Raw genomic sequence first — 21,217 nt, 5'->3', positions numbered from 1 at the left:
ACATGTCCGAGCAACTGCCTAACCTCGACCTCACGCTGTTCGACCTGCCGCCTTCGGCAACCCCGACCAGCGAACACAAACCACGCATCCTGCTGCTGTACGGGTCTACCCGAGAACGCTCCTTCAGTCGCTTGCTGGTAGAAGAAGCCGCGCGTCTGCTGGAGCACTTCGGTGCCGAAACCCGCACCTTCGACCCGTCGGGCCTGCCGCTGCCTGACGATGTCCCCGTGGAGCATCCCAAGGTGCAGGAGCTGCGAGAACTGGTGCAATGGTCAGAAGGCCAAGTGTGGTGCTCGCCGGAGCGCCATGGGGCGATGTCTGCGGTGTTCAAGGCACAGATCGACTGGATTCCGTTGGCGCTGGGGGCATTGCGCCCCACCCAAGGCAAGACCCTGGCCGTGATGCAGGTGTGCGGCGGATCGCAGTCGTTCAACGTGGTCAACCAGTTGCGTGTGCTGGGCCGCTGGATGCGGATGTTCACCATCCCGAACCAGTCTTCGGTACCCAAGGCTTATCTGGAGTTCGACGACGCCGGGCGGATGAAGCCATCGCCGTACTACGATCGCGTGGTTGATGTCATGGAGGAGCTGGTGAAGTTCACCGTCCTGCTGCGCGACCGCCAGGCATTTCTGGTCGATCGCTATTCGGAGCGCAAGGAAAGCGCCGAGCAGCTATCTGAGCGGGTCAATCAGCGATCCATCTGAAGCAAAGGTGATTCAAGACAGTGGAAACGACAAGGTAGCGGCCAGCCCGCTACCCGCTCTGTTTTCAAGGCGTACCTGCCCCCCCATACGGTCGATGATGGTCGCGACGATGGACAGCCCGAGGCCAGCACCATTTGGGCTATTTCGGCTGTAAAAGCGCTCGAATACACGGGACAGGCTCTCCTCATCGATACCCGTCCCTTCATCCTCGACGACCAGTTCGACGCTGCTGTCCAGGCGCCGCAGTAACACGGCGATGCGCCCACCAGGCGGTGAGTGTTCTACCGCGTTGGACACCAGGTTCTGTAGCGCAATGCCCAGCGCGCCGGCGTCGATCTGCAGGTGGTGGTCCCCTTCGTCGATGTCCAGCGAGGGTTCCAGGCCTCGGTCCAGTATCCATGGGGTCAGTTCAGCCAGGGTTTCGGTGACGACCTCGGCCAGGTCGATCCGGGTGCTGGCTCGCTGCCCCAGTCTTGGCTCGACGCGGGCCAAGGTCAGCAACTGGTTGACCACCCGTGTCAGCCGATCGACCCCGCCCACAAGAAAGCCCAGGGCTTTCTGGCGCTCGGCATCATTGCTGGCGGCCAGCGCGTTCTGCGCGTGCAGGCGCAATACGGCCAGAGGCGTACGCATTTCGTGGGCAGCATCGGCAATGAAGCGATGTTCACGCCGCAGCAGATCGTCGATCTGCGCCAGCAAGCGATTGATCGCGGCCTGCATGGGCTCCAGTTCAGTGGGAAGCGGTACCAGTTGCAGCGGCTCCAGCGAATCGGCATGGCGTCTTCGGATGACATTGGCCATGTTCTGCAGTGGCCGCAGCCCCCAGCCGATCGCAGCCCAGACCAGCAGTGCCAACGCCAGGCTGCCAAGCAGGAACGGGAACAGCGTGTGGCGAACGATGCGGTCGATCAGGTCGTAGCGCACATCATCACGCTCACCCACCCAGATAAGCCAGTGTTTTTCCGGGACCGGCAAAACGAAACCGCGCCATTGTTCACCGCCACTGGAAAAGTCATAGAACCCCGGAGCAGTGGGTGGTGGGTCGATGGGTGGCGCACTGGGTGTATGCACCAGCAACGCCATGCCTTCACCCCAGACCTGGAATGCCAGCTTGCTTTCGTAAGGGTGCCCCACCTGGTGCCGCCCCGCTTTGCCCAAGGCATCGTTGAAGGCCTGATACAGCGCCTCACGCGAGCCCTCTTGTACCGGCATGCTCATGACGCCTTGCAGCAAACGCGCGTTCTGGGCCAGGTGCGCGTCATACACCTCGTTAATTTCGTGGCTGCTGTCGTGGTAGTTATAGAGCGCGAGCAAGCCGGTACCGAGTAGCAGCAAGAGCATCACGCGCCACAGCGTGCGCTGGCGAAGCGAGGTCATGCCTTGACCTCGACCAGATAGCCGATGCCGCGCACCGTGCGAATCAGGCCGTTGAACAGCTTCTTGCGCAAATGGTAGATGTTCACCTCCAGCGTGTTGCTCTCCGGCTCTTCATCCCAGCCATACAGCAGTTGAGTCAGGCGCTCACGTGTGAATACCTTGCCGGGCTGTGCCAGCAACTCATGCAACAGCACATACTCTTTGGGGGTGAGCACAACCTCGACGCCGTTGTATTGCACTTGCTGGGTGGTCGGGTCCAGGCTGACCCCGGCATGCTCGATCAGCACCTTGGCGCGCCCGACGCTGCGCCGCAGCAAGGCGCGCAGGCGTGCCTTGAGCTCATTGAGGTCGAAAGGCTTGACCAGGTAATCATCGGCGCCGGCATCCAGGCCGGCAATGCGATCATCGAGGGCATCCCGCGCGGTGAGGATCAGCACCGGCAAGCTGTCGCCGCCGGCGCGTAATCGCCTGAGTAGCTCGAGGCCATCCATGCGGGGCAATCCAAGATCCAGGATCACCAGGTCGAAGGTCTCGTGCTGCAACGCATGCAAGCCACTGACACCGTCGCGCAACCAGTCGAGGGTGTAACCCTCCTGGCGCAAGCCGTCGCAGATCCCTTCCCCCAGTGCGATGTCATCCTCAACCAGCAACAGCCGCATGTTCAGTCCTGTTTGTCCTTGATGGCCTTGAGTAAAGCATCGATATCGGCACGCCGGCCCTGGTCAGCCAACTCACGCCCCGGCCGGGGCGGTGCCTGCAAGGCTTTCTGCAGGGCGGCGGTAGCTTCAGGGTAGCGCTTCTGCCGATAAAGATGATCGGCCCAGAAATAGTTGCTGTCGATACCGTTGGGGTTGATCTGCAAGGCTTTGCGCAGCATCTTGTCGGCCATCTCGGCATCACCGAAACCGATAGGCCAGCCGGGCACCTGGTCATACAGCGTGCCCAGGCTGGTGTAGGCCGAACCTTGCAGGGCGTTTGGGTCCAGCGTCATGGCCTGCTCCAGGCTGGCTTTCGCCGCCTTGACCTTGCCCAGTGCACCGAGGCCACCCGTCGCCCCCGCCCAACTGCTGTTGATGATGCCCTCCCAGATCAAGGGTTCAGGTGTGCCGGGATACTGACGAACAAACGTTGCTGCATCGCCTGCCAGCTTTTCGAAGGCGTCGGCACGCTTATCCTTGGGCATTTGGTACTGAATCTGCGCCCAGCGCTGCTGCAGATCACTCAGGCGCTGGCTGCCTGCCTGGTCCAATGCCCAGGTGAAGGGTGCAAATGCCAGCAAGCTGGCAATGAACAGACGCTTCATTTGTTCGACTCCTTGGAGTGGCTGCCGATATAGCGGCGAATGACTGGCAGTTGCTTGCGCAGTGCGCGGTCGACCATGCCCGGCAACATGCCGTTGATACGCACGAAGAGCTTTTCCGGCCACCCCAGGTAAAGCTCGGTGCGCTCGGATTGCACCGCCTGGAGCACAGCACGGGCGACGTCCGCCGGGTCGTCCATACCAACTTTCAGCGCTTGATTGAGCGCAGTCGCAGCGCTGCTGTTCATCGTTGTGCGGGTCGCCCGGGGGGCGGCATACAGCACGTTCACCGTGGTATCGGCCAACTCGCGGCGCAGCGCTTCCGAAAAACCACGCAGCGCAAACTTGCTGGCGCAGTAGGTGGCGTAGCCGGGGTAGCCGATCGAGCCATAGGTCGACCCGACATTGACCACCAACGCCTTGGGTTGAGCGCGCAGCAACGGCAGGCAGGCGCGTGTCAGTTGCAGGGGAGCCTTCAGGTTGATGTCCAATAGCTCGTCCAGCGCATACTCATCCAGCTGGTCGAGCAGAGCGAAGCGATTCACGCCAGCAGCGTTGATCAGCACATTCACAGCCCCCATCTCGCGTGCCCGCTCGATGACCTGTTCGCGCCCTGACGGGCTGCGCAGGTCGGCTTCCTGCCAGCGCAGACGATCAGGGTACCGGTTCATCAGGCCAGCCAGCTTGCCCATATGCCGACTGACGGCCAACACCTGGGCACCGGCAGCGCAGAGCTGTTCAGCCAGCGCCAGGCCTATGCCCCCACTGGCGCCGGTGAGGATTACCACGGACTCAGCCAAACGCATGGTGCACCTCTTGCTGCCCGGCACGCGGCAAGCCCTGGAACATCTCGGTGTACAAGCGGTAGACGACCTTGGCCGCGTGGAGGACGGCCTGCTGGTCACCGGCATCGTCGAGGCGGTCCATCAACCGTTTGTAGGTCACCATGTGCTCCTGGTCGAGCGCACCGTGCGAGCTGAGGTAGCTGAACGCCTGGTCAGGCAGGGCCAATGTGCTCTGGATAACGCCCGCCGCCTGGGTGGCAAGGGCGATGCTGGTGCCTTCGAGCACGTTGACCATGCCGAACAACCCGACCGGGTTGCCACGGGCGATCAGGTCGTACAGGTAGGCGACCATCAGCTCGATGGATTGCACCGGCTGGCCATCGCGCACGGCCTCCCAGTCACCACCGCACGCTCTGATGTCGTTGAGGATCCACTGCTCGTGGCCGTATTCCTCTTCAATGTATTCGCAGACCGCACCGCGCAGCCACTCCAGCCGCAGCGGCAATCGAGCCCCACAGGCCATCATCAGTGGCACGGTATGGCGCACGTGGTAATAGGCCTGGGTCAGGAAGGCGACGTAGCTGTCCAGGCTGACCTGGCCGGCCAGCGCTTCGCGGATCACCGGTACGGCGAACAGCGCCTGACGCTCTTGGGCGGTTTGTACTTGCAGGGTGTCGAAAAAGGACATTGTGAACCTCACAACGAGATGTCGGACAACAGGGTGTGGTAACGCTGCAAGATCGCCTCACGTCGCGGGCGGCCATTGGCAGTCAGGGTTTCGTCAAGCGTGCTCAGAGGCATTGGCAAGCGGCGCCAGGCTTGCACCCTGGCGTAATCGGGCAATCGCGCGTTGCATTGCTGTACGGCCTGTTCGATGGCCTCGTCGCTGATGCCGGGATCCAGCGGCCAGAGCAAGGCAAGGTTGCGTGGCAAGGCCTCGCCATGCACGAAAGCCTGGGCGATCACGCCACTTTGGCTCAGCTCGGCTTCCACCCACTCCGGGTTGACGTTGCGCCCGAAACTGGTGATGAACTGATGCTTCTTGCGGCCATTCAGGTAGAGGTAGCCCTCCTCATCGAGGTGGCCTACATCGCCTGTTGCCCACCACTGCCCTGTTACAGGCGGCTCTCCCAGGTAGCCCAGCAGTGTCGAGCCGGCCACCAGGACTTCGCCATCCTCGGCGATGCGCACCTGCACATGCGGCAATGGCTTGCCGACGCTCCCAGGGCGCACAGCCCCTGTGCGGTTGAGCGCCACTACCGAGGCGCACTCGGACAAGCCGTAACCTTCGAACACCGGCAAACCGACCGCCTCGGCCCGCGCGAGCAGGCTTGGCGATACCCGAGCACCGCCTACCGCCACCAAACGCAGTGGGCCGACCCGCATCAGCCCACGCTCGATCGCTGTCACCAACCCCATCAGCAGCTGCGGCACAAGGATCAGGCTCTGCGCCCCACTGAGGGCGATTGCGCCCAGCAGGCGCTTGAAATCGACCTGGCTTGCCCCTCCCATCCCCAACTGCTGCTGCGGATAGAGCTGCACACAAGCGCCAGCCATGAGCGCGGCGTAGACGCCCAGGTTTTCCAGCAGAACACCCAGTGGCAGTACCGCCAGGTATCGCTGCGGCGCGGTTGGGCGGCTGGCGGCCTCCAGCTCATGCGCCACACGCAGCAGGGTTTCAGCGCTCAGGCACACGCCTTTGGGCGTGCCGGTGCTACCGGAGGTGTAAGTGATCTTGGCAGTGCCCTCAGGCAGCGCCGGGGCGACAACACTGTCACGCCGCCAGACGCCAGCTGGCGCCTGCCGGGCAAAACCAAGCGCAATGAGCTGTTCGGCCCACTGCGCCTCGCACACGGCCGCCGTGACTCCGCTTTGCTGCAAGCAGTGCTGGAACTGGGTCGCGCTGAAAAACGGCGGCACTGTCACACTGGCGCGTTCGGCGAACAGCGCCGCCAAATCCCAGAATAGCGCTTCGGGCCCGTTATCCAGCACCACGGCGAAGGTTCCCGGTGGTTGGCTACGCAGGCAACCCGCACGGGATTCGACTTCGTCGAGCAGTTGCCGGTAGGTGTAACGCTGCGCATCGCCCTGAACGGCCACGGCGTCAGGATGCTCCACGGCGTGCTGGCGCAACAGTGCCTGAAAGGCAGTCAGTTCATGCCGCATGGCCGGTCTCCAGGGCTAACATGGGAAACCCAAGCCGCTCGAACATGCCCGCCTGCTTCAGGGCATCGAAGCCAACGCCTATGTTGCCGGCAAATACCTGGGGTCGCTGGTCGTAGTAGGTCCCCCACTGGTCCACTTGGCCCTGCAAGCGCGCAGGATCCGCTGAGGCCAGAACGGTGGGCACCAGCCCCAGTCGCCGGAAACTGTTGAACAGTGTCGCGGCGCCCGTGAATGCGACCCACTCCAGACCTCGCATGGCCAGCAACCACGTCACGGCGATGATCATTATTCGAGCGCTGCCGGCGCTGAGCGAGGCCAGGTTGCCCACCTCTACCATGCAGTTGCGATCTGGCGAGGCACCGGTTACCCGTGAAACGGCCGATTCCAGAGGCTCGTCCAGATACCGCTCAAGAAAGAGCGGCCCTTCGCTGGCCGGCCGCATGCCTGCCGCCGCGATCAGGCGACCGTGGCTACCCTGCAAGGCAAGCAGCTCCGGCAGGTAATGCTGCACATCCGCCTGGTGCACACTGGCAAAGCGCTCGTGTATGAAGTGCTCCAGCTCGCCTCGCCCATGATCGCCGCTAAGGTGAAGAGAAAGGTGCGCCTGATGATCGGCATGGCTACCGATGGGTAACGGAAGCAAACTGTGCCATTGATGAGACTGAGTCATGAAGTTTCCCCCGCCTAGGTGCGACGGAGGAAATTATCGGGGCCGAATCTGAATACAATCTGAAGTCGGCTACTGTCGGAGCGCCTCAGCCCGGCGCTCGTTCATGTGCTGAACCGACTATGACCGAGCACGACGCGTACCCAGCTCGATCCAGACGGGCGCATGGTCGCTGGCCTTGGCCTCGTTGCGCACCCATGCATCGACACCCGCCCGTTTCAGATAAGGCGCAAGCTCGCGATTGAGCAACAGGTGATCGATTCGCAACCCGGCATTGCGGGCCCAGTGGTTACGGAAATAGTCCCAGAAGGTGTAGACACGCTCGTCCGGGTACAGATGGCGTATGGCATCGAGCCAGCCCTGGTCAAGCAGTCGTTGGTAACACGCTCGCGACTCAGGCTGCAGCAGTGCGTCCTTCAGCCAGGAACGCGGGTTATAGATGTCCATGTCGGTGGGCACGACATTGAAATCCCCTGCCAGCAGCGTGGGGTGGCCACTTTCCTGGAGGCTGCGCGCATGCTGGATCAGGCATTCGAACCAGTGCAGCTTGTAATCGAACTTGGGCCCGGGCTGCGGGTTGCCGTTCGGCAGGTAGAGACAAGCGACCAACACCCCGTGTGCCGCAGCTTCCAGATAGCGGCTCTGGCTGTCCTCTTCCAGGCCGGGCAAGCCGCGGCGAACCTCGAGCGGATCCCTGCCCCGCACCAGAATGGCCACGCCGTTCCATGACGGTTGCCCATGATGAAGGCTGCCATAGCCTGCTGCCTCAAGCTCCGCGCGAGGGAACTGCTGATCGGCCGCCTTCAGCTCCTGCAGGCAGGCAATGTCGGGCTGCTCCCGCTCCAGCCAGGCCAGCAGCGCCGGCAAACGGCTGCGGATGCCATTGATGTTGAAGGTGGCAATCTTCAGCGCTTTCATGCGTCCGGGTCGCTCACATGGGCCTGCACGGCATCTTCCAGCGCGCGGATATGCGCCTCATCGGCCAGCGCCTTGAGCGCCAACCAGTCGTCCCAGTCGATGGCACCGTCGTCGCGCAGGGCCTCGGCTGTGCGAAGCAGTTCATGGTGGTAGGCATCCGGTGACGCGCGCCGGTAACTGATGTCGTCGTACTGGGCGTACCAGGCTTCAAGCTCGGGAATGTTGCGTTCGATGCTCATGAAAGCGTCCTCGCTGTACCCTTTGCTTGTCAGAACCCGGGCACAGCGCGACGTTCAATCAGGACGTCACTGAAAGTAATGGGGATACCGTGCCATGTCGCTCTCCAGCTTGTTCGCATCCGCTGCCCTCTTGCGCACTTCGGCATAAAACAGCTGGCACTGGTTCTGAAACCTGGTGAAATCGCGGTTGGCGGTTTCAATGGCACTGCTCAGGTCGCTGCCCTTGAGGCCTTCGACAAGCCGCTGTGACGAGGTATACGCCTGCCAGCAGGCTTCAACCTGCTGCAGCCCCTTTGCAAGGTTCTCGGTGTCGATAGTCGCCATTGCAGCACCCTCTTTGGACCGAGCCTGGTCCGTCGGTGTGAATCGCCAGAGCGACGATAACGGGATGAAGCCTGTCACGACGCGCTTCGGCTAAGAGCGTAGACTATTTCGGCGCAGACGCATGGATACCAGGTTTCACAAGTCTCAGACGCATTATCCGCAAGCTCAGGAGCGAGTGCCATGGATTGCCTTCCAACGCTGTTCACAGACCGTCTTGTTCTCACACCCCTTCAGTTGGGAGATGCAGCAACCATTCAGAAACTGTTCCCCCAGTGGGAGATCGTCCGTTATCTGGACCGTCGTGTGCCGTGGCCTTACCCGGAAGACGGCGCATTGATCTATGTGCGCGATATCGCCCTGCCGGCCATGGTGGCGGGCCGCGAATGGCACTGGATGATCCGGCTGCGCGATGCAACCGAGAACGCCATTGGCAGCATCAGCCTGTATGAACAGCCTGGAAACAACCGAGGCTTCTGGCTTGCACCGCAGTGGTGGGGGCAAGGCTATATGCGCGAAGCATGTCAGGTCATCAACACATACTGGTTCGAAACATTGTCGCGTCCGGTCATGCAGGTTCCCAAAGCGGTTGCCAACCATGCTTCACGCAGGGTTTCGGAGTATGAGGGCATGCGCAGGGTGGCAACGCGAGACGGGCATTTTGTCGCTGGGCAGATGCGGGTAGAGGTATGGGAGATGACACGCAGTGCCTGGCTCGACAGGACGCAAACCTGACCCTACCTCGGCCTTCGCAGATGATGCAGGGTCAAAAGGCAGTCCAGCCTGCGGGCGCGGGCTTGCTCGCGAACACCGGCGAAGTCGGTGCCATGCACCGCCGGGCATTCTCCGCGGCAAAGGCGGCACCTGCCGGAGCTGTGGAAGCCCCGGCAAGCCCCGACAAAGGGGTCAACGCAGATAGTCCTGAACCCACTTCACCCAACAAACAGCGCCAATCTTCACCAACGCATCATTGAAATCGTAGTGGGGGTTATGCACCGAGCACCCATGGAACTCGCCCGTGCCATTGCCCAGCATGAAGTAACAGCCAGGCCGCGCCTGCAACATGTAGGCAAAGTCTTCGGTGCCCATGACCTTCTTCGGCATCTTGTCCAGCAGCGCGCCGTCGGCGAACAACGGCCTCAGGCTGTCACGCAGCAACGTGCTTTCGTGATCGCTGTTGCACAAGGCGGGCGCCAGTTGGGTGAATTGCACCTCGATCTCCACGCCATAGCTTTCTGCGTGCCCCTTGGCCAAGGCGTCAATGCGGCTGTTGATCTTCTGCTGGGTCTGGGCCGTGTCAGTGCGCACGCTCAGCAACATGCAGGCCTCGTCAGGGATGATGTTGTAGACGGTGCCGGCCTGGATCATGCCGATGCTGATCACGGCGTAGTCCTCGACGCTCAGGTTGCGCGACTTGATGGTCTGGATGCCACTGATCAGGCTGTTCAACGCCATCACCGGGTCTACCGACAGTTCCGGCATCGCACCATGCCCGCCTTTACCGGTAATCCGAATGCTGACACGTTCGGAAGACGCCATGGTAGGCCCCGCCTGCACCACGCACGTGCCCACCGGCAAGCCGGGCATGTTATGCAGCGCATACACCGAGTCGCACGGAAAGCGCTCGAACAGGCCGTCGTCGATCATCGCCTTGGCCCCTGCCAGGCCCTCCTCGTCGGGCTGGAATATCACATTCAACGTCCCGTTGAACTGGCGTGTAGTCGCCAGTTGCGCAGCGGCTGCCAGCAGGATCGCGGTATGCCCGTCATGGCCACAGGCATGCATGCGGCCGGGGATCTTGCTGGCATGCGCAAACGCATTCTTTTCGCCCATGGGCAGTGCGTCCATGTCTGCACGCAAACCGATGCTGCGCGGGCTGTCCCCCACTTTCAGCACGCCGACCACACCATGCCCGCCCACATTGCGATGCACTTCATAGCCCAAAGCTTGCAGCTTGTCGGCTACCAGGGCCGCCGTATCGGGGGTGTCGCCGCCAATTTCCGGCGCAGCGTGGATCTGCCGGCGCAGCATGACGAACTCATCCAGCTCGGCGGCTGAGCCCGGTGTTTGATTGCTCTGCAAAATACCCATATCACTCGCATCCTTTGTTTTCAGGGAAGTATCTGAGGCAGGCCAGGCTGACGACGCCGCCGGCCAGCAGGAAGTAGGCTGGCGCCAACGGCGTGCCCAGCGCTGCAATCAGCCAGGTGGCCACCAACGGCGAAAAACCACCGAACAGGGTCACCCCCAGGCTGTAGCTGACCGAGGTGCCGAACGAGCGCCTGGCCTTCGGGAAGCCCTCCATGATCAGCGCGAAGAACGCACCGGCACCGATACAGGTCGGCAAGATCAGGATCGCCACGCCCATCATGGCCAGGCCCATGTGCTGCACTTGCTCAAGCAGATAGAACACGGGCAGGGTCAACACCACCGGCGCGGCGACCGTCCACACCAGCAGGCGTTTTCTGAGCTGATACTTGTCGGCGAATTTGCCGGCCAACGGGCAGATGACGGCCATGCAACCGCTACTGATGCAGGCAATCGCCATCGCGCTGCCGGGTGGATAATGCAAGGCGGTGGTCAGGTAGGTCGGCATGTAGAACACGAACAGGTACATGCCAATGGTCGAGCTGGCCATCAGGCCGATGCCTTGGGCGATGCGTTTGAGCAGTTCGGCATCCAGCCCCTGCGCTGCCTTCTGCGCCGGTGCGGCCTCATGGGTTTCCGGCAACCGCGTGCGTATGTACCAACCGACTGGCCCGATCAGCAGGCCGAAGATGAACGGTATGCGCCATCCCCAGCTTTCCAGCGCGGCAGGGTCGAGCAACTGGCTGAGGGCCAGGCCAAAGCCGGCCCCCACCAAGGCGGCATAGCCTTGGCTGGCGGCCTGCCAGCTGACGCTCTGGCAGCGATTGCCGACCGCACTGGATTCCATCAGGAACACCGACGCGGTACCGACCTCTCCGCCTGCCGACATGCCCTGGATGAGCCGGCCGGTCACCAGTAGCAAGGTGGCGAAAATCCCGATCTGTGAATACGTGGGCGCGAAGGCAATCATTGCGGTGCCCAGGGTCATCAGCCCGATGGTCAGGCTCAAAGCGGCCTTGCGTCCATGCCGGTCAGCATAGCGACCGATGACCATCGCCCCGACCGGGCGCATCAGGAAACCGACGCCAAAGGTGGCCAGCGACATCAACAACGACGCCATGGCCGAGTCAGAGGGGAAGAAGTGCTTGCCGATCAGTACAGCGAAGAAGCTGTAGATCGTGAAGTCGTACATTTCCAGCGCATTGCCCAACGAGCAGGCGACCAAGGTTTTACGGGAGGACGATACCTGCGCGGCTGAATGCGCACCTTTTTGCAGGCTTGGCGATGTGGGTAGCGGTCTGATCATTGTTGTCTCCGTTGGCAAATCGCGGCGTGCAGCGAATATCAGCCAATCGGGCACCCAATACACTTGCAGTTTCGGCATAGGGATAACCAATGAGCAATTTGCCGGCGCGATCGTTGGCCAAATTGCCCTGAGCTGGCGCACAGTCCGCCCTCGCTCCGCGCGCGGCCCCAATAACGCCCACAGATCAGCATCCGTAGCGCAGCGTTGGCGCGGGTACGAAGCCTGTCTAACGCGGATGCGCTCGCCAATCCACACGCCGCGCCAGCCCCTGATTAACCAAACGGCATGACCTGACCGAATAAGCAATCACGCTGCAACGTTCTGTTCACCGACGCTAAAGCCACCACATCACCGTGCTGGCCTGGAGTCGTGAATGAACACTCGCATTACGTCGTTGCTGTTGATGATCCAAGGGGCTTGCCTTGCTGCGCAGGCACAGGCAGAGGGTTTTCCGACGCTCGCGCGGATTGCGCCGGGTTTTGGTTATTACGGGCTGGATTACGGCTTCGATGACACGCTCAAGGTGTACGGCACCGTGGATGCATTCGCCAGCTATCACGACTCACAGCACCACTCGGGTTTCAGGCTGGCCGGTGGCGGCGCCTGGACCAACAAGCTCGGGCTGTACGCACGCAAGGCGCTTGACCCCGATACCGTGGTGGAGCTTGACGTCGAGGAGGGTTTCAACCTCAATGGCGAGGCCCTGGAGGGCACCTGGGATACCGTCGGCACCCTGCGCCTGGCGACAGTCGCCCTGCGCTCGCGCACCCTGGGCAGGCTCGAGTTCGGCAAGACCTACGGCATGGCCACGCCCACCTACGCCGACCCGTTCCTGGCCACCTATGGCTCGCCCTACACCTACCTGGCCCTGCCTGCCGCCGGCAAGGGCGCCTTTTACCTTGACCTGCGCCCCAAGCACACCCTGGCCTACACCAGCCCGACCTTCAGCGGCTTCAGCCTCGGTACCGCGCTGAGCTTCGGCTTCGACGATGCCGCCAGCGCTGGGCGCACCGTGCGTGGCGGTGGCGCCCGGCTGCAATACCGCAACAGCCGGGTGATGTTGCTGGCCTCATACAACCGGTACTACAGCGACCCATGGGACGACGGTGGTGTCTCACGCCAGACCGCCAACGACTTCAAGAGCCTGTCGGCGTTCTACGATTTCGGCCCGCTGGCCACCAGCCTCACCTGGCAACGTCAGGACGTGGACCAGGCCGGCACGCCCAGCACCACGCTCTACACCTTCGGCATGATGGCGCCGGTGGGCGAGCTGGACGTGCTGCGCCTGGCGGTGATGCAACGCCAGGTCAGCGCCCGCGACAAGGACGCGTGGGGTGTGATGATCGGCTACGACCATTTCATCAACCCCCGCTGGGCCCTTTATGGACGCCTCGGCATGATCGCCAACCAGCGCGCCTCGTCGGTCACCTACGCCGGCACCCCGGTGGATCAGGCGGGCGATAACCCAAGCAACGTCTCGCTAGGCATGTACTACCACTTCTGACCCCACGGGGCGGGTCTGCTTGAGCACCTGCCCGCGCAAGCTGTGGAACAGCTCCTGGGCAGGCGCCGTGAGGCTGTGGCGGTCAATGCAGACCAGGTTGATGGGGTAATCCGGAATCAACTCCTGCACCGCCATGGCGACGAACTCGCAATCGATACCGTAGGTAAACCCTTGGTCCACCGCCAGTTCGCTGATGGTCATCAACGATTCCGTGTTCTTCAACAGCTTCAGCGCCATCATCACTGAAGTGCATTCAACGGTGTTCTGTGGCACCCGAAGGCCGTTGGCCTCGAACAGTTGGTGAAACTGCGAAGCCTGGTCGGACAACTCGTCCAGGCTGATCCAGGGGGCGTATTGCAAGGTGCGCAGTGACTGGCTGAACTTCTGCCGATTCGAGGCGTGGCAAATCACCCTGCCCTTGATACTGCCCAGCGCCTCCCAGTCCAGGCTCAGCCGACTCAGCGGTTGCTGCGAAGTAATGGCAAAGTCCAGGCTGCCATCGCGCAAGCGCTGCAGGATCTGGCTGGGGCGCAAGTCGGTGATGGTGATCTTCACCCGCGGGTACTTGCGCCGAAAGGCCAGGATACTTTCATCGACGCCATCGAGCATCGCCGTCAACGACGTCACCCCGATCGACACGGCGCCCAGCGCCGCATCCTGAATGCTCGCCGCTTCGATCTGCAGGCGGCGTATGCTCTCTACCACGAGGTTGGCGTGGCGGATGACACGCTTGCCTTCCTCGGTAAGGGCCATGCCTTTGTGCGACCGCTGCAACAGGGTAAACCCCACCTCCCGCTCCAGCTCCTTGATCGAACGGCTCAGCGCGGGCTGAGTAATGTGCATGAGCTTGGAGGCTTCGAGGATGCTGCCTGCGTTATGAATGGCGACCAGCGCCCTGAGTTGGTGAAGTTTCAACCGTCTGTACCTTGTTGTTAGCGGCCGATTCGAAAGGTGTTCTGGCAGCCCTGACAGCCGTTGTCGGCAAGGCCTGAAAGGTATGGCTAGCGCAACACAGCCAGCAGGCTGGCCGCATCGCTGACCTCGAACTTGCCGGGGCTTTCAACCGCAATGTACTGGACTACCTGGTCGTCGACCAACATCGCATACCGCTGCGAGCGCCGCCCCAAACCGCGTGCCGAAAGGTCCTGGGTCAGGCCCAGCGCCTCGCTGAATTCGCCATTGCCATCGCCGATCATCTTGACCGCATCCCCGACCTGCAAGCTGTTGCCCCAGGCGTTCATGACAAAGGCATCGTTCACCGAGACGCACAGGATCTCGTCAATGCCAGCTGCGAACAACGCAGGGGCCGCCGCGACATAACCGGGAACATGACGTTCAGAGCACGTCGGCGTGAACGCGCCCGGCAATGCGAAGATCAGCACCTTCTTGTGCTTGCAACGCTCGCGAATGGAAAAGGCCTTGGGGCCGATCGCGCAGGCGCCTGCGTCGTTGTTGTATTGATAAAGGGTAACGTCGGGCAATTGATCGCCGGTTTTGATCATCGCTGTCTCCTGGGTGAGGTGAAGGCCAGGCAGCCATGATGCCGCAGTCAACCAGGCAACGCATCATGAGCAGAGCTAAAAAACCTGTGAAATAACTTCAATATCATTCATGCAGCGCCCCACCTAGGATACGCCTCAATCAAACACATCAAGATTACGCTGTGAACGACTCAGCTACGCAACTGACCAGCACTGGATCGCTCACACTCAGGCACCTGGAAGCCGTTACCATGGATAAAGCGCCAACATTCACCGTCAAGCGCATTGCGTTCGACGAACATTATCACCCTGCCGAAAACACCCGCATCACGACCAACTTCGCCAATTTGGCACGGGGTGCAAACCGTCAGCAAAACCTGCGCAATACCTTGGCGATGATCAACAACCGTTTCAATGCGCTGGCGCACTGGGACAACCCCGAACATGATCGCTACCGCGTAGAGCTGGACATCATATCGGTGGAAATGAACCTTGAAAACGCGCAGCACGGCAATGCCCTGCCGCTGATCGAAATATTGAAAACCTATATTGTCGACCGCAAGAACAATACTCGCCTCGAAGGCATGGTAGGCAACAACTTCTCCTCGTACGTGCGCGATTACGACTTCAGCGTACTGTTACTGGAGCATAACAAGCATCGGTCCACCTTCAGCACACCCGATCATTTCGGCGAGCTGCACGGCAACCTGTTCAAGTGTTTCGTCAACTCGCCAACCTACCAGGAGCACTTCGGCAAACCACCGGTTATCTGCCTGAGCGTATCGAGCAGCAGGACTTACCTGCGCACCGAAAATCAGCACCCTGTGCTAGGTGTTGAGTACCTGCAGGATGAGTACTCGCTGACGGATGAATACTTCAGGAAGATGGGCTTGAAGGTGCGCTATTTCATGCCGCCGAACAGCGTCGCCCCGTTGGCATTTTATTTTGCCGGCGACTTGCTGGCTGACTACACCAACCTTGAACTGATCAGCACCATCAGCACCATGGACACCTTCCAGAAAATCTACCGACCCGAGATCTACAACGCCAATTCTCCTGCGGGCAAGGCCTACCAGCCCAGCCTGAAGAACCAGGACTACTCGCTCACGCGCATTGTCTATGACCGGGAAGAGCGCAGCCGCCTGGCGATCGAGCAGGGCAAATTTGCCGAGGAGCAATTTGTCAAACCCTACCAGGCCACGCTGGCGCAATGGTCCGCTCAATACGCACGTTGAACATTCAAAGCATAAGGTCACTGTTCATGAACAAATTGCTACCCACCTCCACGGCCGGCAGCCTGCCTAAACCCGCCTGGCTTGCTCAACCCGAAACACTCTGGTCACCGTGGAAGTTGCAAGACGAGCAACTGGTCGAAGGCAAACAGGATGCCTTGCGCCTGGCCTTGCAAGAACAACAACACGCCGGTATCGACATCGTCAGTGACGGCGAACAAACCCGCCAGCACTTTGTCACCACGTTTATCGAGCACCTCAGCGGCGTTGATTTCGAACAACGGAAAACCGTCAGAATCCGTGATCGCTACGATGCGAGCGTACCGACGGTTGTGGGTGCTGTCGCTCGACAAAAACCGGTGTTTGTCGAAGATGCCAAATTCTTGCGCCAGCACACCACACAGCCGATAAAGTGGGCGCTGCCCGGCCCCATGACCATGATCGACACACTGTATGACAACCACTACAAAAGCCGCGAGAAACTGGCCTGGGAATTCGCCAAGATTCTCAACCAGGAAGCCAGAGAACTGGAAGCCGCGGGCGTGGACATCATTCAGTTCGACGAACCGGCATTCAATGTTTTCTTTGACGACGTGAATGACTGGGGCGTGGCTACCCTGGAAAGGGCCATCGAGGGCCTCAAGTGCGAAACGGCCGTCCATATTTGCTATGGCTATGGCATCAAGGCCAACACCGACTGGAAAAAAACCCTCGGTTCAGAATGGCGGCAATATGAACAGGCCTTCCCCAAACTGCAGCAGTCCAGCATCGATATCATTTCGCTGGAATGCCATAACTCGCATGTTCCGATGGACCTGCTCGAGCTGATTCGCGGCAAGAAAGTCATGGTCGGCGCCATCGATGTGGCCACCCATGTCATTGAAACACCCGAACAGGTCGCCGCCACCCTGCGCAAGGCACTGCAATTCGTCGATGCCGACAAGCTCTACCCTTGCACCAACTGCGGCATGGCGCCCCTGCCCCGCCAGGTAGCCAGCGGCAAGCTCAAGGCCTTGAGTGCAGGCGCAGCCATCGTCCGTCAGGAACTCGCTAACGCACGCTGAAATGAATGCAGCCACAGGACCTACCATGTTGCTTTCCGGTACGGCGATCGAGCCGTCGACTTTTCGCCAGGCACTCGGGCACTACGCATCCGGCATCACGGTGATTACATCGCACCACGAAGGTGAGCCGATCGGCTTCACCTGCCAGTCGTTCTACAGCGTATCGATGAGCCCGCCGCTGGTGTCATTCAGTGTGATGTCCAGTTCGGCCAGCTACCCGAAAATTCGCCAGGCTGGCCGCTTCACGGTCAACATCCTGTCAGGTGAGCAGGTCGGCATTTCCAACCAGTTTGCCCGGCGCGGCGCCAACAAGTGGCACGGCGTCGAATGGCAAGCGTCGCCGTTGGGCAACCCGATCATTGCCGGCAGCCTGCACTGGCTTGATTGCGAAATTCACGCCGAACATGCCGCCGGGGACCACCTGATCGTGATTGGCGAAGTCAAAGCGTTGAACCTGCAGGCAACTGCTGCCACGCAGCCGCTGCTGTATTTCAAGGGGCAGTACTGCAACCTCGCCGCGCCTCACGCGGCTTGAGCCTCACCCCACTCACGGAAAACCCATCAAAGGAATTGTCAGGATCACGCAGCAGTGAAGAAAACCCGCCATTACTGCGTTGATCCGCCATTTTACTCATGATCGATTTACGCCACCTGCGAACCCTCCACGCGCTGCGTGAAACCGACAGCCTGCACGAGGCCGCCGAGCGCCTGCACCTGACCCAATCAGCCCTGTCGCACCAGTTCCGCGATATGGAAGAGCGCATCGGCATGCCACTGTTCGTGCGCAAATCCAGGCCGGTGCGCTTCACCAGCGCCGGGCTGAAGCTGCTGCAGCTGGCCGATCAGGTGCTGCCTCAGATCCGCAATACCGAACGGGACCTGGGCAAACTGGCCGGGGGCTGCGCCGGACGGCTGCACATCGCCATCGAGTGCCACAGCTGCTACCAGTGGCTGATGCCTTCAGTGGATGAGTTCCGCGGCGCCTGGCCTGAGGTGGAACTGGACCTCGCCTCGGGTTTTTCCTTCGCGCCACTGCCAGCCCTGGAGCGCGGCGACCTGGACCTGGTGGTGACCTCAGACCCGGTGACACTGCCGGGTATCAGCTACGTGCCGTTGTTCAGCTACGAGGCACTGCTGGCCATCGACAACCACCACGCCATGCGCCACAAGCCGTACCTGGAGCCCGCCGATATCGCCAGCCAGACACTGATCACCTACCCGATCGAACGCACCCGCCTGGACATCTTCACCCGCTTCCTCGACCCCGCCGACGTCGAGCCCGCACAGGTACGTACTTCGGAACTTACCGTGATGATGATGCAACTGGTTGCGTCCGGGCGTGGCGTCTGCTGCCTGCCCAACTGGGCCGTGCACGAATACAGTTCGCGCGGCTATGTAACCGCCAAGCGCCTTGGCGAACACGGCCTGCAGGCAAACCTTTATGCTGCGCTGCGCAGTGACATGCTGGAGGTGCCGTACGTGCGTGATTTTCTGCTCACGGCCAAGGACATCTCGTTCACCACGCTGGCCGGTGTCAGCGTGGCGTCAGGCCCGGTTCTCTGAAAGCCGGGCGTGCGTTTGCGAACCTCAGTGCCGGCCATGGCGCGCCATGCCCGTACCGCCAACGAATCAGCCAGCCTTCGCCAACTGCACTTGCAGAAACGCCATCAGTGCCCCCGCCACAGGTGACAAGCTGCGCCCTTTGCGGGTAAGCATGCCGATATGCCGTTCTACCCTGGGCTCCTCAAGGGGGACGAACGCCAGTTTGTCGTTCTCCTGCGGAAAAGCGAGGTACGGCAAGGTACTGATCCCTACCCCCTCCTCCAGCATGGCGATCAACGAAATCATGTTGGAAATGAACAGCCGGCTATCGGCCAGCAAACCCTCGGCCTCGGTACCCGCCAGCAATTGCGAGGTACCGTTGCGGATCATCGGCACGCCCAGCAACTGCGCCCAATGCAGCCGCCCCCCCGCCTGCGCCAGCGGGTGGTCGCTGCGGCACACCACGCCAACCTGATCATTCACGATGGGGGCGAATTCGAGCTGGTCATCGTCCACCCACAGGCTGCTGATGCCGAAATCCACCTGCCCTTGAGCGAGCAACTGCTGCACACGTTCGGCCGTGCCGTCCTGAATGCTGACCTGCACATTGGGGTGCGCGGCCACAAAGCGGGCCAGTGGCCCTGGCAGCATTCGGCTGGCCACAGAAGGCACGGTGGCGATGCTGACCTGGCCGATTTCATGCCGGGCAAACAGCATGGCTTCACGCGCAATACGGTCATGGTGCTCGATCAAGCCACGAAACAACGGGAGGCAATGCTCGCCATATGGCGTCAGCTCTACCCGGCCACCGCCCTTTTCGACCAGTGCCTGCCCCAGCTTCTGCTCCAGTTCACGCAGGGCCAGGGATATCGCAGGCTGGGTGCGAAAGGCCTGGCGGGCGGCCGCGTGGAAACTCTTGAGTTCGGCGACCAGTACGAAGTAACGCAACTGGGCGATTTTCAGCTCGGGCAACATGGTTAGCATTCCTTATCAAAGCATTTTTTTTATTAATTTTTATTTGCTGCATATTGCTCGCATGATGAATGCCATGCAAACGGAGGCGTTCATCCATGTCACACAAGACCTACAACAACTACATCGATGGCCAGTGGTGTGAAGGCCACGCCACTTTGGGCAACTACAGCCCCTCGGACACTGGCGACCTGATCGGCCAGTACCATCAGGCCAGCGCCGAACAGGCCCGCCAGGCCATCCAGGCCGCCCGCGCCGCTCAACCCCTGTGGGCCGCCAGTGGTCTGGAAAGCCGCCAGCAAGTGCTGATGGCCATCGGCGACGAGCTGATCGCCCGCAAGGAAGAGCTCGGCGAACTGCTGTCGCGAGAAGAAGGCAAACCCTTGGCCGAAGGCGTCGGCGAGGTCAATCGCAGCGGCCAGTTCTTCCATTACTACGCCGCCGAAGTGCTGCGCCAGATGGGCGAGACTGCCGCCTCGGTGCGCCCTGGGGTCGACATCGAAGTGCATCGCGAACCGGTGGGTGTGGTGGGCATCATTACCCCATGGAACTTCCCCATGGCCACCGCCGCCTGGAAAATCGCCCCGGCCCTGGCCTTCGGCAACGCCGTGGTGTTCAAGCCGGCCAACCTGGTGCCGGCCAGTGCCTGGGCGCTCACCGAGATCATCAGCCGTCAGGGCCTGCCCAGCGGCACTTTCAACCTGGTGATGGGCAGCGGTGCCGACGTCGGCGAGGCCCTGATCCAGTCCGCCGAGATCGATGCCCTGACGTTCACCGGTTCTCTGCAGACGGGCCGACGCGTAGCGGTGGCCACCGCCGGTAACCTGGTGCGCTGCCAGCTGGAAATGGGTAGCAAGAATGCCCTGGTGGTCATGGACGACGCCGACCTCGAACTGGCCGTGGAATGCGCGCTCAACGGGGCCTTCTTCGGCACCGGGCAGAAATGCACCGCGTCGTCACGGCTGATCGTCTGCGACGGCATCCACGACCGCTTCGTCGAGGCGCTGCGCCTGCGCATGCGCCAGCTCAAGGTCGGCCATGCACTGGAGGCTGGCGTACAGATCGGCCCGGTAGCTGACGCGCGCCAGCTGGAACAGAACCTGGCCTACCTGCAACTGGCCCAGGCCGAAGGCGCCACCCTGATCGAAGGTGGCGAGCGCCTGCAACTGGCCTGCGATGGCTACTACATGCGCCCTGCCTTGTTCATCAACAGCCGCAACGACATGCGCATCAACCGCGAGGAAGTGTTCGGCCCTATCGCCTGCGTGATCCGCGTGCGCGATTTTGAAGAGGCGCTGGCCACGCTCAATGATACCGAGTACGGCCTCACCGCCGGGATCATCACCCAGTCGCTACGCCACGCCAGCCACTTCAAACGCCGCGCCCAGACCGGCTGCGTGATGGTCAACCTGCCCACCGCCGGCACCGACTACCACGTGCCATTCGGGGGCCGTAAAGCCTCGAGTTTCGGCCCTCGGGAACAGGGGCAATACGCTCGCGACTTCTACACCGTGGTCAAGACCACCTACCTGCGGCCCTGAAGGAATACAT

Annotated in this window: 23 protein-coding genes; 8 read left to right on the top strand and 15 right to left on the bottom strand. The window is 61.4% G+C overall.

Annotated features, from left to right (window positions below; genetic code table 11):
* Positions 1–2 precede the first annotated feature (2 nt).
* On the top strand, positions 3–704 hold the full coding sequence (gene arsH, locus N5D53_RS18950) for an arsenical resistance protein ArsH (RefSeq protein ID WP_180688257.1): 702 nt from the start codon (positions 3–5) through the stop codon (positions 702–704).
* Between the two features lie 12 nt (positions 705–716).
* On the opposite strand, the gene N5D53_RS18945 is transcribed toward arsH, so the two are convergent.
* From N5D53_RS18945 to N5D53_RS18900, 10 genes are all read right to left on the bottom strand, one after another.
* On the bottom strand, positions 717–2,081 hold the full coding sequence (locus N5D53_RS18945) for an ATP-binding protein (RefSeq protein WP_064493332.1): 1,365 nt from the start codon (positions 2,079–2,081) through the stop codon (positions 717–719).
* Positions 2,078–2,740, bottom strand: a complete 663-nt coding sequence (locus N5D53_RS18940) for a response regulator (RefSeq protein WP_010953629.1) — start codon at positions 2,738–2,740, stop codon at positions 2,078–2,080. The genes N5D53_RS18945 and N5D53_RS18940 overlap by 4 nt, the downstream gene beginning before the upstream one ends.
* 2 nt (positions 2,741–2,742) lie before the next feature.
* The gene (locus tag N5D53_RS18935; protein ID WP_279840598.1) at positions 2,743–3,384 is read right to left on the bottom strand and encodes a hypothetical protein; all 642 of its coding nucleotides are present in this window, start codon (positions 3,382–3,384) and stop codon (positions 2,743–2,745) included.
* The gene (locus N5D53_RS18930) at positions 3,381–4,187 is read right to left on the bottom strand and encodes an SDR family oxidoreductase (RefSeq protein WP_064493334.1); all 807 of its coding nucleotides are present in this window, start codon (positions 4,185–4,187) and stop codon (positions 3,381–3,383) included. The genes N5D53_RS18935 and N5D53_RS18930 overlap by 4 nt, the downstream gene beginning before the upstream one ends.
* Positions 4,174–4,854 carry an iron-containing redox enzyme family protein gene (locus N5D53_RS18925; RefSeq protein WP_064493335.1) on the bottom strand — a complete coding sequence of 227 codons (681 nt, stop codon included), beginning with the start codon at positions 4,852–4,854 and terminating at the stop codon, positions 4,174–4,176. Before N5D53_RS18925 ends, N5D53_RS18930 begins: the two co-directional genes overlap by 14 nt.
* Positions 4,855–4,862: 8 nt before the next feature.
* Entirely contained in the window at positions 4,863–6,332 is a 1,470-nt protein-coding gene (locus N5D53_RS18920) for an AMP-binding protein (protein WP_064493336.1), read from the bottom strand.
* Positions 6,322–7,002 (bottom strand): thermostable hemolysin, encoded by a 681-nt coding sequence (locus N5D53_RS18915; RefSeq protein ID WP_010953624.1) that lies wholly within the window; start codon positions 7,000–7,002, stop codon positions 6,322–6,324. Before N5D53_RS18915 ends, N5D53_RS18920 begins: the two co-directional genes overlap by 11 nt.
* A gap of 117 nt (positions 7,003–7,119) precedes the next feature.
* Entirely contained in the window at positions 7,120–7,917 is a 798-nt protein-coding gene (gene xth / locus N5D53_RS18910) for an exodeoxyribonuclease III (RefSeq protein WP_104887459.1), read from the bottom strand.
* Positions 7,914–8,156: a hypothetical protein gene (locus tag N5D53_RS18905; protein WP_003254042.1), complete on the bottom strand. Its 243-nt coding sequence runs from the start codon at positions 8,154–8,156 to the stop codon at positions 7,914–7,916. The genes xth and N5D53_RS18905 overlap by 4 nt, the downstream gene beginning before the upstream one ends.
* A 66-nt stretch (positions 8,157–8,222) precedes the next feature.
* Positions 8,223–8,480 carry a hypothetical protein gene (locus N5D53_RS18900; protein WP_104887458.1) on the bottom strand — a complete coding sequence of 86 codons (258 nt, stop codon included), beginning with the start codon at positions 8,478–8,480 and terminating at the stop codon, positions 8,223–8,225.
* Positions 8,481–8,660: 180 nt separating this feature from the next.
* Between N5D53_RS18900 and N5D53_RS18895 the strand changes: the two genes are divergently transcribed.
* Complete coding sequence (locus N5D53_RS18895) at positions 8,661–9,212, top strand: GNAT family N-acetyltransferase (protein WP_064490956.1); 552 nt, start codon at positions 8,661–8,663, stop codon at positions 9,210–9,212.
* A gap of 171 nt (positions 9,213–9,383) precedes the next feature.
* On the opposite strand, the gene N5D53_RS18890 is transcribed toward N5D53_RS18895, so the two are convergent.
* Together N5D53_RS18890 and N5D53_RS18885 are read right to left on the bottom strand one after the other, a co-directional pair.
* Entirely contained in the window at positions 9,384–10,568 is a 1,185-nt protein-coding gene (locus tag N5D53_RS18890; RefSeq protein WP_279840597.1) for a M20 family metallopeptidase, read from the bottom strand.
* 1 nt (position 10,569) lies between these two features.
* The gene (locus tag N5D53_RS18885; protein ID WP_279840596.1) at positions 10,570–11,871 is read right to left on the bottom strand and encodes an MFS transporter; all 1,302 of its coding nucleotides are present in this window, start codon (positions 11,869–11,871) and stop codon (positions 10,570–10,572) included.
* A gap of 373 nt (positions 11,872–12,244) precedes the next feature.
* Between N5D53_RS18885 and N5D53_RS18880 the strand changes: the two genes are divergently transcribed.
* Positions 12,245–13,375 (top strand): porin, encoded by a 1,131-nt coding sequence (locus N5D53_RS18880; RefSeq protein WP_064490953.1) that lies wholly within the window; start codon positions 12,245–12,247, stop codon positions 13,373–13,375.
* Here N5D53_RS18880 and N5D53_RS18875 read toward each other — a convergent pair.
* Positions 13,352–14,290 carry a LysR family transcriptional regulator gene (locus N5D53_RS18875; RefSeq protein ID WP_010953617.1) on the bottom strand — a complete coding sequence of 313 codons (939 nt, stop codon included), beginning with the start codon at positions 14,288–14,290 and terminating at the stop codon, positions 13,352–13,354. The genes N5D53_RS18880 and N5D53_RS18875 overlap by 24 nt on opposite strands.
* Positions 14,291–14,376: 86 nt before the next feature.
* On the bottom strand, positions 14,377–14,877 hold the full coding sequence (locus tag N5D53_RS18870) for a peroxiredoxin (RefSeq protein ID WP_010953616.1): 501 nt from the start codon (positions 14,875–14,877) through the stop codon (positions 14,377–14,379).
* 230 nt (positions 14,878–15,107) lie between these two features.
* Between N5D53_RS18870 and N5D53_RS18865 the strand changes: the two genes are divergently transcribed.
* The 4 genes from N5D53_RS18865 to N5D53_RS18850 all read left to right on the top strand — a co-directional run bounded on the left by N5D53_RS18865 (position 15,108) and on the right by N5D53_RS18850 (position 18,715).
* Positions 15,108–16,091, top strand: a complete 984-nt coding sequence (locus tag N5D53_RS18865; protein WP_198747262.1) for a DUF1852 domain-containing protein — start codon at positions 15,108–15,110, stop codon at positions 16,089–16,091.
* A gap of 26 nt (positions 16,092–16,117) precedes the next feature.
* Complete coding sequence (locus N5D53_RS18860) at positions 16,118–17,152, top strand: methionine synthase (protein WP_064490951.1); 1,035 nt, start codon at positions 16,118–16,120, stop codon at positions 17,150–17,152.
* A gap of 25 nt (positions 17,153–17,177) precedes the next feature.
* Complete coding sequence (locus tag N5D53_RS18855; RefSeq protein WP_021782251.1) at positions 17,178–17,687, top strand: flavin reductase family protein; 510 nt, start codon at positions 17,178–17,180, stop codon at positions 17,685–17,687.
* Between the two features lie 98 nt (positions 17,688–17,785).
* Positions 17,786–18,715: a LysR family transcriptional regulator gene (locus N5D53_RS18850; protein WP_020191787.1), complete on the top strand. Its 930-nt coding sequence runs from the start codon at positions 17,786–17,788 to the stop codon at positions 18,713–18,715.
* Positions 18,716–18,781: 66 nt separating this feature from the next.
* Here the strand turns inward: N5D53_RS18850 and N5D53_RS18845 are convergent, their stop codons facing one another.
* Positions 18,782–19,669, bottom strand: coding sequence for a LysR family transcriptional regulator (locus N5D53_RS18845; RefSeq protein ID WP_049586259.1), 888 nt, complete (start codon positions 19,667–19,669; stop codon positions 18,782–18,784).
* Positions 19,670–19,764: 95 nt separating this feature from the next.
* Between N5D53_RS18845 and N5D53_RS18840 the strand changes: the two genes are divergently transcribed.
* Positions 19,765–21,207 (top strand): aldehyde dehydrogenase family protein, encoded by a 1,443-nt coding sequence (locus tag N5D53_RS18840; protein WP_279840595.1) that lies wholly within the window; start codon positions 19,765–19,767, stop codon positions 21,205–21,207.
* The last annotated feature ends 10 nt before the right edge of the window (positions 21,208–21,217 follow it).

The sequence above is a fragment of the Pseudomonas sp. GD03862 genome, assembly GCF_029840855.1.
GTDB lineage: Bacteria > Pseudomonadota > Gammaproteobacteria > Pseudomonadales > Pseudomonadaceae > Aquipseudomonas > Aquipseudomonas alloputida.
This window is presented reverse-complemented; position numbering and strand designations above follow the sequence as displayed.

Bases quoted from the DNA above. Each gene is read 5' to 3' on its own strand.
- N5D53_RS18890 (WP_279840597.1), bottom strand. From the start codon at position 10,568: ATGGGTATTTTGCAGAGCAATCAAACACCGGGCTCAGCCGCCGAGCTG.
- N5D53_RS18935 (WP_279840598.1), bottom strand. From the start codon at position 3,384: ATGAAGCGTCTGTTCATTGCCAGCTTGCTGGCATTTGCACCCTTCACC.
- N5D53_RS18925 (WP_064493335.1), bottom strand. From the start codon at position 4,854: ATGTCCTTTTTCGACACCCTGCAAGTACAAACCGCCCAAGAGCGTCAG.
- N5D53_RS18860 (WP_064490951.1), top strand. From the start codon at position 16,118: ATGAACAAATTGCTACCCACCTCCACGGCCGGCAGCCTGCCTAAACCC.
- N5D53_RS18840 (WP_279840595.1), top strand. From the start codon at position 19,765: ATGTCACACAAGACCTACAACAACTACATCGATGGCCAGTGGTGTGAA.
- N5D53_RS18885 (WP_279840596.1), bottom strand. From the start codon at position 11,871: ATGATCAGACCGCTACCCACATCGCCAAGCCTGCAAAAAGGTGCGCAT.
- N5D53_RS18920 (WP_064493336.1), bottom strand. From the start codon at position 6,332: ATGCGGCATGAACTGACTGCCTTTCAGGCACTGTTGCGCCAGCACGCC.
- N5D53_RS18945 (WP_064493332.1), bottom strand. From the start codon at position 2,081: ATGACCTCGCTTCGCCAGCGCACGCTGTGGCGCGTGATGCTCTTGCTG.
- N5D53_RS18850 (WP_020191787.1), top strand. From the start codon at position 17,786: ATGATCGATTTACGCCACCTGCGAACCCTCCACGCGCTGCGTGAAACC.
- N5D53_RS18930 (WP_064493334.1), bottom strand. From the start codon at position 4,187: ATGCGTTTGGCTGAGTCCGTGGTAATCCTCACCGGCGCCAGTGGGGGC.
- N5D53_RS18855 (WP_021782251.1), top strand. From the start codon at position 17,178: ATGTTGCTTTCCGGTACGGCGATCGAGCCGTCGACTTTTCGCCAGGCA.
- N5D53_RS18900 (WP_104887458.1), bottom strand. From the start codon at position 8,480: ATGGCGACTATCGACACCGAGAACCTTGCAAAGGGGCTGCAGCAGGTT.
- xth (WP_104887459.1), bottom strand. From the start codon at position 7,917: ATGAAAGCGCTGAAGATTGCCACCTTCAACATCAATGGCATCCGCAGC.
- N5D53_RS18870 (WP_010953616.1), bottom strand. From the start codon at position 14,877: ATGATCAAAACCGGCGATCAATTGCCCGACGTTACCCTTTATCAATAC.
- N5D53_RS18905 (WP_003254042.1), bottom strand. From the start codon at position 8,156: ATGAGCATCGAACGCAACATTCCCGAGCTTGAAGCCTGGTACGCCCAG.
- N5D53_RS18865 (WP_198747262.1), top strand. From the start codon at position 15,108: ATGGATAAAGCGCCAACATTCACCGTCAAGCGCATTGCGTTCGACGAA.
- arsH (WP_180688257.1), top strand. From the start codon at position 3: ATGTCCGAGCAACTGCCTAACCTCGACCTCACGCTGTTCGACCTGCCG.
- N5D53_RS18915 (WP_010953624.1), bottom strand. From the start codon at position 7,002: ATGACTCAGTCTCATCAATGGCACAGTTTGCTTCCGTTACCCATCGGT.
- N5D53_RS18845 (WP_049586259.1), bottom strand. From the start codon at position 19,669: ATGTTGCCCGAGCTGAAAATCGCCCAGTTGCGTTACTTCGTACTGGTC.
- N5D53_RS18895 (WP_064490956.1), top strand. From the start codon at position 8,661: ATGGATTGCCTTCCAACGCTGTTCACAGACCGTCTTGTTCTCACACCC.
- N5D53_RS18940 (WP_010953629.1), bottom strand. From the start codon at position 2,740: ATGCGGCTGTTGCTGGTTGAGGATGACATCGCACTGGGGGAAGGGATC.
- N5D53_RS18880 (WP_064490953.1), top strand. From the start codon at position 12,245: ATGAACACTCGCATTACGTCGTTGCTGTTGATGATCCAAGGGGCTTGC.